Source organism: Pseudoalteromonas carrageenovora IAM 12662, assembly GCF_900239935.1.
GTDB lineage: Bacteria > Pseudomonadota > Gammaproteobacteria > Enterobacterales > Alteromonadaceae > Pseudoalteromonas > Pseudoalteromonas carrageenovora.
The window spans coordinates 403843-416870 of the sequence record NZ_LT965929.1; the positions used below are offsets into that span (position 1 = coordinate 403843).

13 protein-coding genes are annotated in these 13028 nt (G+C 40.3%); 4 read left to right on the forward strand and 9 right to left on the reverse strand.

Going from position 1 to position 13028, the window contains the following annotated elements:
• Positions 1-163 precede the first annotated feature (163 nt).
• Genes ALFOR1_RS18140 through ALFOR1_RS18175 form a run of 8 tightly spaced genes read right to left on the reverse strand, consistent with a single transcriptional unit; the run spans position 164 to position 10640 of the window.
• Positions 164-955 (reverse strand): sterol desaturase family protein, encoded by a 792-nt coding sequence (locus tag ALFOR1_RS18140; RefSeq protein WP_104643945.1) that lies wholly within the window; start codon positions 953-955, stop codon positions 164-166.
• Positions 948-1592 carry a CDP-alcohol phosphatidyltransferase family protein gene (locus ALFOR1_RS18145; RefSeq protein ID WP_104643946.1) on the reverse strand — a complete coding sequence of 215 codons (645 nt, stop codon included), beginning with the start codon at positions 1590-1592 and terminating at the stop codon, positions 948-950. Before ALFOR1_RS18145 ends, ALFOR1_RS18140 begins: the two co-directional genes overlap by 8 nt.
• 31 nt (positions 1593-1623) lie before the next feature.
• Positions 1624-2262, reverse strand: coding sequence for an ATP-binding cassette domain-containing protein (locus ALFOR1_RS18150; protein WP_058549949.1), 639 nt, complete (start codon positions 2260-2262; stop codon positions 1624-1626).
• 22 nt (positions 2263-2284) lie between these two features.
• Positions 2285-4039, reverse strand: a complete 1755-nt coding sequence (locus ALFOR1_RS18155; RefSeq protein ID WP_104643947.1) for an ABC transporter permease — start codon at positions 4037-4039, stop codon at positions 2285-2287.
• A complete protein-coding gene (locus tag ALFOR1_RS18160; protein ID WP_104643948.1) occupies positions 4036-5313 on the reverse strand; it encodes an ABC transporter substrate-binding protein in 1278 nt (425 codons plus the stop codon). Before ALFOR1_RS18160 ends, ALFOR1_RS18155 begins: the two co-directional genes overlap by 4 nt.
• Entirely contained in the window at positions 5300-6106 is an 807-nt protein-coding gene (locus ALFOR1_RS18165) for a DUF547 domain-containing protein (protein WP_104643949.1), read from the reverse strand. The genes ALFOR1_RS18160 and ALFOR1_RS18165 overlap by 14 nt, the downstream gene beginning before the upstream one ends.
• Position 6107: 1 nt before the next feature.
• Complete coding sequence (locus ALFOR1_RS18170; RefSeq protein WP_104643950.1) at positions 6108-8261, reverse strand: FAD-dependent oxidoreductase; 2154 nt, start codon at positions 8259-8261, stop codon at positions 6108-6110.
• Between the two features lie 18 nt (positions 8262-8279).
• Positions 8280-10640, reverse strand: a complete 2361-nt coding sequence (locus ALFOR1_RS18175) for a TonB-dependent receptor (protein WP_104643951.1) — start codon at positions 10638-10640, stop codon at positions 8280-8282.
• A 347-nt stretch (positions 10641-10987) separates the two neighbouring features.
• Here ALFOR1_RS18175 and ALFOR1_RS18180 point away from each other — a divergent pair, with 347 nt between their 5' ends.
• Entirely contained in the window at positions 10988-11401 is a 414-nt protein-coding gene (locus tag ALFOR1_RS18180; RefSeq protein WP_058549943.1) for a hypothetical protein, read from the forward strand.
• A gap of 82 nt (positions 11402-11483) precedes the next feature.
• Here the strand turns inward: ALFOR1_RS18180 and ALFOR1_RS18185 are convergent, their stop codons facing one another.
• A complete protein-coding gene (locus tag ALFOR1_RS18185; protein WP_058549942.1) occupies positions 11484-11909 on the reverse strand; it encodes a hemerythrin domain-containing protein in 426 nt (141 codons plus the stop codon).
• A gap of 304 nt (positions 11910-12213) precedes the next feature.
• Here ALFOR1_RS18185 and ALFOR1_RS18190 point away from each other — a divergent pair, with 304 nt between their 5' ends.
• From ALFOR1_RS18190 to ALFOR1_RS18200, 3 genes are read left to right on the forward strand one after another with little or no spacing between them, the layout of a single operon-like run.
• Positions 12214-12465 carry a hypothetical protein gene (locus ALFOR1_RS18190; RefSeq protein ID WP_104643952.1) on the forward strand — a complete coding sequence of 84 codons (252 nt, stop codon included), beginning with the start codon at positions 12214-12216 and terminating at the stop codon, positions 12463-12465.
• 56 nt (positions 12466-12521) lie between these two features.
• Positions 12522-12779 (forward strand): putative periplasmic lipoprotein, encoded by a 258-nt coding sequence (locus ALFOR1_RS18195; RefSeq protein ID WP_058549940.1) that lies wholly within the window; start codon positions 12522-12524, stop codon positions 12777-12779.
• 26 nt (positions 12780-12805) lie between these two features.
• Entirely contained in the window at positions 12806-13024 is a 219-nt protein-coding gene (locus ALFOR1_RS18200) for a DUF6500 family protein (protein ID WP_058549939.1), read from the forward strand.
• The last annotated feature ends 4 nt before the right edge of the window (positions 13025-13028 follow it).

Sequence of the window (13028 nt, forward strand, 5' to 3'; positions counted from 1 at the left end):
TGTTGCATTTAAGTGCTTTGAATTGATTTTTTAAGTTAAATCCAAGATATAAAATGACGTGATAAGGTGGTGTTTAATTGGGTACATTTATAAGATTAAATGCATTGCAAACATCAACTTGCTCTAATTTAATGTAAGCAAGTTGATATTATTTAAGTGAAAGCTACTTATTTTTAAAGGGCATTATTAGCAAACCCCAAAGTGAGGCATTTTGTTTTTGGCTTGGGTATTCTTTTAAGCCTATATCTATGTCGTTATCGGCTTTTTGCGCTTCATTTTTGTAGCTACCAAACAGTTTGTCCCACCAAATAACGCTAAATCCGTAGTTTGAATTGGTTTCGCTCACGCGTTGACTATGGTGAATACGATGCAGTATTTGGGTCATTAAAATTAATCGAAGTGGTTTTTCTATTGCTTGTGGCAAGCGTATATTTGCATGATTAAATAACGCTAAACCATTAAGTGCTATTTCAAATATTAATACTGCAATAGCGGGTACCCCTAAAGTGGTAACGGCAATCAATTTTATAAGTATGCTTAGTACAATTTCTATAGGATGAAAACGCAAACCTGTGCTGGTATCTACATGCGCATCGGCGTGGTGTACGCGATGCAAACGCCACAAAATAGGCACGTTATGAAATAACCTATGCTGCCAATAAATAAGTATATCAAGCAGTAGCATACTTAAAATAATAGCAACAATACTTGGTGTGGCTATTTGATTAAATAAACCAATACCGTGCTCTTGGTTATAAAGCGCTACGGCGGTTAAGCCTATTGGTACACTTAAGCGGGCAATTAGTGATGAGGCAAACACCAGTCCAAAATTAGCAAACCATCGGGTGTTACTTTTTATAGGCGATTTACGTGCGGGCATACGCGATTCTAGCAGCATCATAATAACTAAAATGCTAAAAAAGAACCCTAAACGCCACCAAATTTCATTACTCATTGGCTTGTGTAACCTCATCGGCCTCTTGGCGTTTAAGCGTGTTATAACCACCATGTATACGTGTAAAAATAGTAATAGCGCACGCAGTGGCAAAAATACTTGCCATTATTGCAAAGTGCTGCGGCCATATACAAAAGGCGATAAACAGCGCTATGGTTTCTGTGCCTTCGGTTAAACCATTTAAATAGTAAAAGCTTTTGTATTTAAACTGGGGTTTTTCGAGCTTAAATTTTTCCGCGGCTATGGCAAAGGCTAAAAAGCTTGAGCCTGTGCCTATAAAAGTGGCCAGTAATATGCTACCTGCAATGGCGTTTTGCTCGGGGTTTACCAAAATAAAGCCAAGCGGAATTGCCGCGTAAAATAAAAAATCGAGGGTAATATCTAAAAAACCGCCAGCGCTTGAACTTAAATTTGCATGGCGTGCCAATGCGCCATCTAGCCCATCTAAAATACGATTTAAAGCAATAGCTGTTAACGCTGCGTACCACATTTCAAACGCAATTAATGGCACAGCTAATAGCCCTATTAAAAAACCAACCACAGTGAGTTGGTCGGGCGTTATACCACGCTTGTGCATTAACGCTACAACAGGTGTTAACAGTGGCTTTATTACCGGGGTTATGTATTTGTCTAACATGCTTAGTGCCTTGTGCTTTTTGTGCGTGTATTTATTTGGCTAAATTTAAGGTGATCAGTTTGCCGTTTGCGGCTTCTGCATCGCTATGATCGTGGGTTACCATAATAGCGGGCAATTTATGCTCGCGTATTTGGCTAAATACCAGCTCGCGGGTATCTACTCTTAATTGGGTATCGAGCTTGCTAAATGGCTCATCAAGCAAAATAGCTTTTGGTTCGCTTAATAGCATACGCAGTAAAGCTACGCGTGCTTGTTGCCCACCAGAGAGGTTGTCGGGGTGGCGATTAGCCATGCCTTTCAATCCTACTTGTTCAAGGGCGTGCTCTATTTTTTCAAGGCGCTGTTTTTTATTGCCTTTAGGCATAGCAAAGGCAATGTTACCGCTTACCGATAAATGCGAAAATAATAACGCATCTTGATAAAGCACACCTATGTGGCGTAAATGTGCGGGTAAATTATTAATATTTTTACCGTTAAGCCACACTTCGCCATTTGCGCTAAAGCCGTTGGGTAATGTGCCGGTAAGCCAGTTTAATAAACTTGATTTACCACTGCCTGATGGCCCCATAATAGTAAGTATTTCGCCGCCTTTTACCTGCTCGTTTAAGCTTAGTAATAGCTCGTGTTGACGATAAAGCTCACAATTTTTAATCTCTAAAGATGACTGCATTAAAAACCTTTTAATTTATGGGTTAGCGATGTGCGCTTTTAAAAAAGTACTTAGGTAAAACCCACGCCAGTATAAAGCCAATTAGTGGTAATGCCATTTGCATAATGGCATACACAGCACTGGTACGCCTACTTGCGCCATTTGCAAGGGTAACCGCTTCGGTTGTAATTGTTGCTATGCGCCCGCCACCGGCTAAAAGTGTAGGTAAATATTGGCCAAAACTAATGGCCAAACCAAGTGCGGCCGCAATTAAAATAGGGGCAAATAACTGGGGTAATTTTACTTGTAAAAACACTTTGCAGGGTGTTGCGCCAAGGCTTGCTGCTACATTAGCAAAGCGAGGGTCTAATCGCCTATAACTGCTCGCAAGCGATAAAAACACATACGGCAGTACAAACAATAAATGGGTAAATACCACATTAAAAAACGCGGCTTGGTTATTTACTAGTTGTTGCAGCCACACTAGGCCAAATAAAAACGCAATACTTGGTACAAGCAACGGTAAATAAATAATTAAGCTGGTAAAGCGCGACATGGGTTTTGCACTTAACTGCTCTGACTCTAGGCACAAAAGGGTAATAATAATGGCAAATAACGTAGTAACTAGCCCTATAGCAAGGGTATTATAAAGCGGGCTTTGCATTTGCATTAGCGCACTTTTAAAGTGAAGTAGTGTGAGCTGATCGGGCAGTGCCGCCGGAAAACGCCAAGATCCGGCAACCGACCACATAATTAAGCCAATTAACGAGAGCAAAATAAAGCCAATTACAAATACTGTTAATACGGTTGTTATTTTTTGCCAATAAACACCGCCATATTCTCGCTCGCCATTGGTGAGTAAATCACTAAATAATGCTTTTATGGTTTTTTCGCCTCCAAGCCAAAGAGCTAGTAAACCACCAGTAAGTACAAGCTGCAATAATGCCCCTGCAGAGGCTTTAATACGCAGGTTTAAATCTACATCGTTAAACCAGTGCATAATAGCGACTGCCAAGGTGGGTGGTGTATTTGGCCCCAGAATAAGTGGCATTTCTACACTTGCGCTGGCATAAGCCAATACGGCTAAAATGGGTAGGCGCAGTAATGGGTAAAGGCTTGGCAGTATCACTTTAAAAAAAGCAGTCATAGGGCAGTAGCCTAAATTAAGCGCTACTTTATGTTGTTGGCGCAGTTTTTTGCCAAGCTCAGGTTGGGCAAGCACACCTAGCGCCATTAACAGTAAAAAAGGCAGCTCTTTAAGGGCTAAGCCTAAAATTATACTAATACCAAACGAGTCATGCGGAAACATGCCGTTAGGCGCAAGTTCCCATCCACTAAACCAAGGCGATACTAAACGCGAGATCATGCCCGAAGGAGCAATTAAAAAACCAACCGCAATAGCCGCTGCTGCGTGGGGTATTACGAGTATTGGGCTCAGTAAACGCTGAATACGGTTAAGCCACGGGCTATTAAAAAATGCCGCTAAAATCATTAATGTAATGATAAAGGCAAGTAAGGTACTTATTAATCCGGTGCCAACACTTAGCATAACCATGTGTGTTAGGCCGGGTGTTTGCATAAGCATAGTAAAGCCATGTAGGCCAAGTGTTGTATGCTCAAGTACTGGCGCATAGCCAAAAGCGGGCAGTAGCACGCTAATTAGGCCGCCTATTACCGGCAAAATTAGTAATGCCAGTAAAAAGCGTGGACTTAATTTAACTAATTTACTAAACATATCGGCGCTTTTATGTGGTTTAAGCGTTGGGCTTGCTGCTAACTTATTTGAAACAACACTCATTGGCTTATTCCAAAACGTGTTTGCCAACCTTGCATAATAGCGTTTACCCAGCTTGGGTGTGGCTCACTTAGCGTGCGTTTAATACTATTCAAAGGCAGCGCGCTTGGATGCGGCTGAGTTGTTTTAAATAAGGCTTGTTGCTGTGGTGTTAGCGTTGACTGAATAAGTACACTTTTATCGCCCCATATAGGCGCTTTTTGTTTTTGAGCTTGCGCCTCTGGACTTAATAAAAAATTAGCCACTAATTTCGCACTTTGCTGATGGCTTGCATTATAAGGTATGGCTACAAAGTGGGTGTTACTTAAACTGCCATCTTGCATTGCATAACTACGAATGCTTTTTGGTAAATCATAACGTTTAACGGCGGCGGGGACTTCGGGCGCTGAAAACGTAAACGCTATGCTTAGCTCTGTGTCGCCTACTAAGCGGCGCATTTGTGCCCCACTTTGCATAAAATGGCTGCCATCGCGCCAAAGTGTTGGGTGCAGTTTATTTAAAAAGTCCCATAATGGGTTTAATACTTGGGCTGTGTTTTGTGCAGTAGCAGGCTGATTTAACTGCGCTTTAAGTGTTTCATCACTTTGTTGATGTAGCATAACAAGCGCGTATTTTAAAAAGCTCATTCCTAAAAAATCAGGTGGCTTTGGGTAACTAAAGCGCCCTGGGTTTTGTGCGCTCCAGCTAAGTAATTGGTTTAGGGTTATTGGTAGTGTGTTATTTGCAGTGCCGTCAATTGCTAAACTGTCGTAGTAAAAGGTGAGTGAAGCTTGACCCCAAGGTGCTTCCATTCCATTAGTGGGTATTCCAAAATCAAAATTAACAGCGGGATTATTGCTAGGGTCGGTGTAGCTAAAATTAGGCAACTTATTAGCCCATTGTTTAAGTAATAATGAGTGCTCGCTCATGGTGGCAAAGTTAGCACCGTTTATCCAAATTAAATCTACGCTGCCTTTATCGTTATTGTTTGCTGATTTTTCGGCAAGTACGCGGCTTACTGCTTCACTGGTATCGCTTAGCTTTACATGTACTAAGTTTATGTTGTATTTGGCTTTTACTTGCTGCGCAGCCCATTGAATATACGCATTTATTTGCGCATCGCCGCCCCACGCATAAAAATATACGCTTTGGTCTTTGCCTAAGCTTTCAACTTGCTGCCACCGGCTTTGTAATTGTGTACTTGCTAGGCTTTTGAAGCTAATAACAAGGCAAATGCAAAACGCGACACAGCAAAAGCTGTATCGCGATAATGTTTGCCAAAATTTATTGGCGAGCATTTAAATCCCAGTCGTAATCTAAAAACTTAACTTTCATGTCGTTATTTTTAAGCGCTTTTTGCTGAGCGGGTATCAGTTTTAGTGCTTTAGGGTATTGCATAAAAAACTGTTGCAGCGTATTTGCACCTTTAAAGCCTTGTTCAAAATCATCGCCGTACCACTTAAATATTGAAGACACACTTAGCGTGTTATCTTGCACTATATTACGAGTCATGTCTGATAAAAAGCGGACTGTTTGCTCTTGTAATTGTGCTTCTAATGTATCAGCAGTATACGCTTCTTCACGTAGTGCTGGGCAACCAATACTCGCGCAATTTACAGCAAAGTGAATACGTGGATCGTTGTATTTACCACTGCCACGTATTAAACCATGCTCAATATCATCAAGGCTGCGAGTTTTACCAAGTAATGGCACAAACTCTTTGCTCCATGGTGAGCTAAAAAAACTGCCTAAATCTTTAATTGACTTAAGATCTGGGTATTTTGTTAATATAAGCTCAACAGTAAAGGCGTTATATGCGTTAATTAAAAACGCCAGCTGCTTAGGTTTTTCCCATGTATCAAACTCATTTTGCGTAACAGCCGATAGCGAATCTAAATAGGTTTTAAGCTCGCTTTGCTTAGCTTTTATTGCTGAATAATCAACCTCTGTGCTGTGGCCATGATTAATAGCTACAACATGGTTGTTTAATAATGTATTCCAGCTGTCGTGCATATTTTGAGCTTTGCTTGCAAACGATGTTGCAAGCAAAGCAGACCCTAACAATAGCGCTTTTAAAGGTGTTTTAAACATATTAGCCTCTGCGCCATGTGTGGTATTTTTCAAGCATGTTAAGTACTTTCTCAGGTGCATGAGCGCGTTTCCACTCGCCTGCTGCGTACTTGTTACCTTCAGCCCAAGTAGGGTAGCTGTGAATAGTGCCTAGTATTTTGTTAAGGCCTAAACCGTGTTTCATTGCCAGTACAAACTCTGCTATTAAATCGCCAGCGTGCTCAGAAACCACAGTAACACCGAGTATTTTGTCTTTGCCTTTGGGTGTAATTACTTTAATAAAGCCTTTGGTGGCGCTGTCGGTAATGGCGCGGTCTAGCTCTTCAAATTCAAAGCGAGTGATTTCATAGTCAATGCCTTTATCAATAGCGTCTTGCTCGTTTAAGCCAACACGTGCTACTTCTGGGTCAATAAACGTAGTCCACGGAATAACACGGTAATCTACTTTAAACTTTTTAAGATTACCAAATAAGCCATTTACTGCTGCGTACCAACCCTGATGAGCGGCTACGTGCGTAAACTGATACGGACCTACAATATCGCCAGCGGCAAAAATGTTAGGGTAAAGCGTTTCAAGGTATTCGTTAGTGACTACAGTACGATTAGTTTCAATACCGAGTTCTTCAAGGCCGTAACCTTTAAGGCGAGCGCTTCGGCCCACAGCACATAGTAGCTCATCGTATTCAACATCGATTTCGGTATCATTATGTTTTACCACAATGAACTTTTTGCCATCGCGCTCTTCACAGCGTAGTGCCTGATGCGAGGTTAAAATGTTTACGCCGCTTTCGGTTAGCGCTTCATGTGCAAATTTAGACACCTCTAGGTCCTCTTTGATCATGATGCGTTCGCTCATCTCAATTTGCGTAACATTTGAGCCTAAGCGTGCAAAGCTTTGTGCAAGTTCGCTACCAATTGGACCACCGCCAAGTACAACAAGCTTTTTAGGGGCTTCTTCAAGCTCAGCAAATTTAGTCCATAATGTATCGCTTGTTACATAGCCAGTTTCTTCAATACCAGGAAGTGGCGGTACAAATGGGCGTGCGCCAGTGGCAATAACAATAGTACGGGCTGTTAATGTTTGTGTGCCGCCATCGTTAAGCTTAATTTCTACAGTCCACGGGTCTAATAATTTACCGTAGCCTTTTACAACATCTACGCCTAGGTTTGTGTAGCGCTCAACGCTGTCGTGTGGTGCTACGTCGGCAATTACTTGGTGTACTCGTGCCATTACTTTTTTAAACGAAAACTGCGGTGTTGCGTTTTCTAAGCCGTAGTGTTCACCGTGGCGAATTTGCTCAGCAATTTTAGCGCTTTTAATAACGGCTTTACTTGGCACACACCCGTAGTTTAAACAATCGCCGCCCATTTCGCCGGCTTCAATTAGGGTTACTTTGGCTTTAACTGCTGCTGCAATGTAACTTGTAACTAAGCCGCCAGCACCTGCGCCAATAACAATCATGTTGCGGTCGAACTTTTTAGGTTTAGTGTAATTTTTGTATACGCGACGTTTTTTAAACACGTTTAGGATTCCTTTAGCAATGAATGGGAACACACCCAATAAAGCGAATGATAAAATAAGATCTAACGATAAAATGCCTGATAAGCTCTCAATTTGCGCAAGTTGCGTACCTGCGTTTACAAATACAAATGTACCCGCCAGCATGCCTATTTGGCTTACCCAGTAAAAGGTCCATGCTTTAATTGAGGTAACACCCATCAATAAGTTAATTAAAAAGAACGGAAATACTGGCACTAATCTAAGCGTAAATAAGTAAAAGCCACCTTCTTTTTCAACGCCCGCGTCAATAGCGTCTAAGCGCTCAGGAAAACGTTGTTTAATTGTATCGCGCAGTAAGTAACGCGATACTAAAAAGGCAAGCGTAGCACCTACAGTAGAGGCAAACGAGGCAACTAATAAGCCTTCAACTAAGCCAAATAATGCACCTGCGGCCAGTGTTAATATAGCCGCCCCCGGTAATGAGAGAGCCGTTACCACTACGTATAATAAAAAGAAGCCACCAAAAACCAACAATGGTGATTGCTCTTTATATTGGCTAAATTGATCCATCGACCCTTTTAAGCCTTCAAGCGTAAGTAACTGGTGTAAATTAAAGTGAAAGAACAAGCCTATAGCCGCTGCTGCAATCAATACCAAAAATAGTTTTTTAATCATGTTCTCTCTCAAACCGCTCTAAAAATTATGGGTTAGTGTTAATTTTGCGTTTATCGGCAATTCAGGAAATGCCAATGTTGCGCCAAAATAACCACCTTCAAATACTGGGCGCCAGTTTTTTTGATTAGTGACGTTGTTTACATCTAATCGCAACTTAGTACTAGGCGTAAAAGCATAGCTAGTATTAACGTTTAACGTGTATTGATCACGAATTTTAACTGTTGCCAAAAAGTCTAATGGGTAACTCTTTGTATATAGACCTGAAAAACCCGTTTGCCATTTCGAATTAATTGAATAATTTCCATTAAAACTGAATGATTGCTCAGGAATGCCCTGAACTTGGCGGTTTGAAGGTGCAAACGCGGTAAAACTTGGCGCGCCAACGCCCGTACCTGCAATAATATCTGGGCGCGAATTATCAAATGCATCGATTACTTGAGCAGAATCTTGACTGCTTGCAGAGTTGTCGTAGCGAGCATCAATGTAGCTGTAGCCCGCACTTAGCCAATAAGGGTAAGCATCGTAAAATACTTGGCTTTCAAAACCTGTGGTACGAATACCTGTATTGCTGCCGTCGCGATTACGTAAACTACGGCGCTGGCTAAATATCGCGCCATCAGCGTACCAGTCGCTATCGGTTGGAGCGTACTTTAAGCCAAACTCTACTAATGTGTTTTCGGTAGCAAAATTTTGCGCGCTAATTGTGTTATCGCCGCCAAGTGATGTACCGCCAGCCATACTGTTTGATGTTGCTTCGTTATAACTTGCTGCACCATAGGAGGTATAGTCGGCATTTATTTTGTAGTTAAAGCTAACTTGGCCAGAATGCAGTATTTCGTTAATGCTGTCGCTTGCAGCAACTTGGCCTTGTGGTGCAATAGGATCGTTTGCTTCTACATCGTAAAAGTCAACGCGGTAACCCACGCTAGTATGAAGCTTATCACCCCAATCAGAGTCTTGCTGAATGGCAAGTCCTGTTTGCCATGAGCGTGAGTCGGTGGTGTCTGATAGGTTAAAGTCGCCGCTGCCATCGTTATCTAAATCGTATTGACCACCAGGCGATACAAATACACCTGGGCTTAGCTCTACTAAACGTGCTTTTTGTGCATCGGTTAAGGGAATGCGGCGGTTTGAAAGTGGGCCAGTTAAATCAATAGGTAAATCGGCCTCGGTAGTAAATTGGCTGTAGCCAAGTACTTTGTTATAGCGTATGTCAAAAGCAAAAATTGTTTGCTGGTCGCTATTCCAACGGTAAGTAAGCTCAGTACGGTTTTGCGCTGTATCGGCGCCATCTATAATTTCTACAAAGCTGTTTTGGGCTATTTCTTCACGCTGTAAATGCTGAAAGTACGTAATATTTTTAAGTGAGGCATTAGCACTTAGCTCGCGCTTATAAATGCTGTGAATTAAATAAGTGGTTGCTTCGTTTTGGTTATCAGGGTCGGTAAGTACGGTGCTGCGATCTATTTTTACTTGCCCAGTAGGCGATACAATTGAACCTGCCGCCGGTACGGTACTACCATTTGCTTGCACGCCTTGGCCGGTAATGTAAAGGCCATCATCAATTAAGGCTTGGGTAGGGCGGTTAATACCGGCGTTATCGGTAAATTCAACTTGGTATAGCTCGAAGTTAATATCCCAACTGCTTTTGTCGTCTGGCAAAATTCTAAGTGCTGCAAATAAACTATCGCTTTTTGTACCTGAATAATCGTAGTAGCTGCCTTCATCAAGGTGCTCGTAACTTACTCTAAGGCCCACTTTGTTTTGAATAATTGGCGCTGTGTAATCTACTTGCGCACTGTATTGATCCCATCGCCCCGCTGAGAGCTTAACTTTACCTTTACTTTCATCTGTAGAGGCAGTCTTTGAGTGTAAATTTACAAAACCACCGTTACGTTGGCTTGAGCCAAATAAAACCGGCGGTGCACCTTTTACTACATCTATTTGTTCTATAGAGTTGAACGATAACGGCACACCAAACCCATTATTACCTGCTTGGCGACGTGTACCATCTTGAAAAAGCTCACCCAGTTGGCCACGAATAGTAGGTAAACTTGGCGCACCAAAGCCACTTGCAGAGTAAGTGTTTGGGCTTACTGCAAGTACGTCTTGTAGGGTAGTAATGTTTAGTTGCTCTATTAACTCGCTTGAAATAGGCGTGACCGAGCGGGCTATATCTTGTAGCGCTAAATTATCACCGAAAGGGCCATCTACAGTGGCATCTTTTACAGATAAACCTTGAGATTTAAGAACTTGGCCAGCCACTTCAATATGTTCAATTGCGCTTTTAGTTGTTGCTTTTGGTTCTTCAGCTGCAAATGCTATTAATGGTGTATTTAATATAGTGGCTAGGGATAGTGCTAAATATGCGTGTTTCAAACGTTTTCTCTCTACGGTTAAAATGTTGTTGGCGATAAAGACCGAAGGCTATAAAAATAACTTTCAATAAAATTGTGCTTCTTTTTGTTTTTTAGAACATAAGCCCAAACAATTATTTTAAAAGTAGTACTTAAGTACCTTTAATTTATCGTTTCTGTAAATGGCTGCTTTTTATCATTTTTTTAAGCATAGTATACTTCTATAAAGCATGTACGACACGGCCTAACATTTATAAATAAATGCTCAAACGTACCGTTAATAAAAATAATTACTGTTTTTTGAAATAAAAATTAACTTATACGGTCTAGCTTACCTTAACGTTTATTAATATTTTTTAGGGAATTTTTATGACAGGTTCAATCAGTTCTGATGTGCAAAATCGTTTGCAGTGGTCACTTTTATCTCTGCGTGTAGGTGTGTTTATTGTAATGGTTATGTGGACATTCGATAAGTTTGTTAACCCTGGACATAGCGCACGTATTTTTGAGCATTTTTATGGTATTAGTGGTTCTACCGATATAATTGCTTACGTTATAGGTGCTGTACAACTTGTTTTGGTTTTAGCATTTATGGCGGGTATTAAAAAACGCCTTACATACGGTATTATTTTTGTAATGCACGGTCTATCAACGCTTTCATCTTACAACCAGTATATAGATGGCTTTAACAACTTATTATTTTTTACTGCGTGGCCAATGTGGGCAGCATGTTTTGCGCTTTATCTATTACGTGACCAAGACGTAAAATTTACTGTTAAATAATCTTTATTTAAAGCAAAAAAATGGTTATAAGCCATAAGGCTTATAACCAATAAGTACACAAGGGAGTGTATGGAAGTCGGTTTTAATGCATTGCATCGTTGTACTGCTCAGCAAGGCTCTCTTTTTGCCCTTCGGTCAAAGCTTTACCCGCTAATTGAAATACTTCATGTTCTTCTTCACTTAAATGGTGATGTACTAAATGGTGCAGTTTTTTAGCCGCAATTAACCAAGCAGACGAGCTCATTTCGGTATCTTCAAGTTGTTCAATTAACTCATCAATTTCATGATGCTCTGCAACGCTGTGGCGTGCCTTTTCGTGCGTTAAATCATCAAACATAAGTGGATTATAAAAATAACGCTCTTCAAATTTAGCGTGATCTTCTAATTCTGTTTTAAGCTCGTCCATTAGCTTGTGGCGCTCAGTTGTATCGCCGTGCGTTTGAATAAGTGCATCTACCAATTTACGTTGTTTATCATGATCGTGACGTAGCGCTTCAAATATATTCATAACTAATCCTTTACTTGCTCTTTAATTGCTTACAAATATTGAAGCAAGCTAAATGCCATGATTTAACTTTTTGAATTTAATAGGTTTATATTTTTTCGTTTGCTCATGGGAGTATGTAGCCTGTAAGTTTTACAAGCACGCTTATGCAATATTTTCAGGTTTTAGCTCTACAGAACCTTACAAATATTTACTGGTTGTATATTTTAGTGGAGTGATAAAGTGTTAGCGTTATTTAGGTACAGGTTTTACATAGTCGTTTTATATATGTGGTTTATAAAACTTTAATTAATAGGATTGTTTAAGGATGAATATAAAAACCTTCACTACAGCACTGCTACTATGTGCATTGTTAAGTGCATGTAGTACAGCCCCGTATTCTGATCGAAGCTTATGCATAAAAGAAGCAGAAATAAATGAGCCAAATGGCTCTCAAACAAGCTCAGAAGTTTATAATAAATGTACAAGTGCTCAATTAAAAAAGAATGCTAAAGAGGATACTTTTTTTGATGAAGTAGGTGTGTTTTTTATTGACCTATTTGTTTTGATAGCCGACTAAATAAGCAACCTTGTAGCTATAATATAAGGCAGAAGGTGCGTAAAATAGGATTTATTATGAAAGCGTTTTTAGCTTTATTATCGCTGTGTATATTTTTAACTGGCTGTGCTGCTCAGCCTTATGCGGGCTCTGCAAAATGCATGGAGCAAGCTGATATAGCTTATGAAACAGATTTACATAAAAATGAGCCACTAGATAATGAATGCAAAGCTACAAAAGTAAATACGCCTAATAAAGAGTTTGAGAATCATAGTATTGTTGATAGAAGTCTTTTACAGCTAATCGTTAGTGTTTTAAATGGTATATTTAGATAGTAAAAATACAATTAAATAAGGTATGTATGCAGGAAGAACTAAAAGCAAAAATTATAGCTGTGTGCGATAAAAAAATAGCAGCCAAAGGCGAAAACGTAGGGCTTTCTTTTTACGCTTTTTTTGCAAATAAAAATACGGATCCTGAGATGCTTATGCAAGCAGCTACGTGGTGGATACACACCCATAAATTAGATCACTTTGAAAAAGCCCACAAAATAAAACAGATGATTATTGAAGGTGACTAATAAC

Bases quoted from the DNA above. Each gene is read 5' to 3' on its own strand.
- ALFOR1_RS18195 (WP_058549940.1), top strand. From the start codon at position 12,522: ATGAAAGCGTTTTTAGCTTTATTATCGCTGTGTATATTTTTAACTGGC.
- ALFOR1_RS18190 (WP_104643952.1), top strand. From the start codon at position 12,214: ATGAATATAAAAACCTTCACTACAGCACTGCTACTATGTGCATTGTTA.
- ALFOR1_RS18160 (WP_104643948.1), bottom strand. From the start codon at position 5,313: ATGCTCGCCAATAAATTTTGGCAAACATTATCGCGATACAGCTTTTGC.
- ALFOR1_RS18165 (WP_104643949.1), bottom strand. From the start codon at position 6,106: ATGTTTAAAACACCTTTAAAAGCGCTATTGTTAGGGTCTGCTTTGCTT.
- ALFOR1_RS18145 (WP_104643946.1), bottom strand. From the start codon at position 1,592: ATGTTAGACAAATACATAACCCCGGTAATAAAGCCACTGTTAACACCT.
- ALFOR1_RS18170 (WP_104643950.1), bottom strand. From the start codon at position 8,261: ATGATTAAAAAACTATTTTTGGTATTGATTGCAGCAGCGGCTATAGGC.
- ALFOR1_RS18155 (WP_104643947.1), bottom strand. From the start codon at position 4,039: ATGAGTGTTGTTTCAAATAAGTTAGCAGCAAGCCCAACGCTTAAACCA.
- ALFOR1_RS18180 (WP_058549943.1), top strand. From the start codon at position 10,988: ATGACAGGTTCAATCAGTTCTGATGTGCAAAATCGTTTGCAGTGGTCA.
- ALFOR1_RS18200 (WP_058549939.1), top strand. From the start codon at position 12,806: ATGCAGGAAGAACTAAAAGCAAAAATTATAGCTGTGTGCGATAAAAAA.
- ALFOR1_RS18140 (WP_104643945.1), bottom strand. From the start codon at position 955: ATGAGTAATGAAATTTGGTGGCGTTTAGGGTTCTTTTTTAGCATTTTA.
- ALFOR1_RS18185 (WP_058549942.1), bottom strand. From the start codon at position 11,909: ATGAATATATTTGAAGCGCTACGTCACGATCATGATAAACAACGTAAA.
- ALFOR1_RS18150 (WP_058549949.1), bottom strand. From the start codon at position 2,262: ATGCAGTCATCTTTAGAGATTAAAAATTGTGAGCTTTATCGTCAACAC.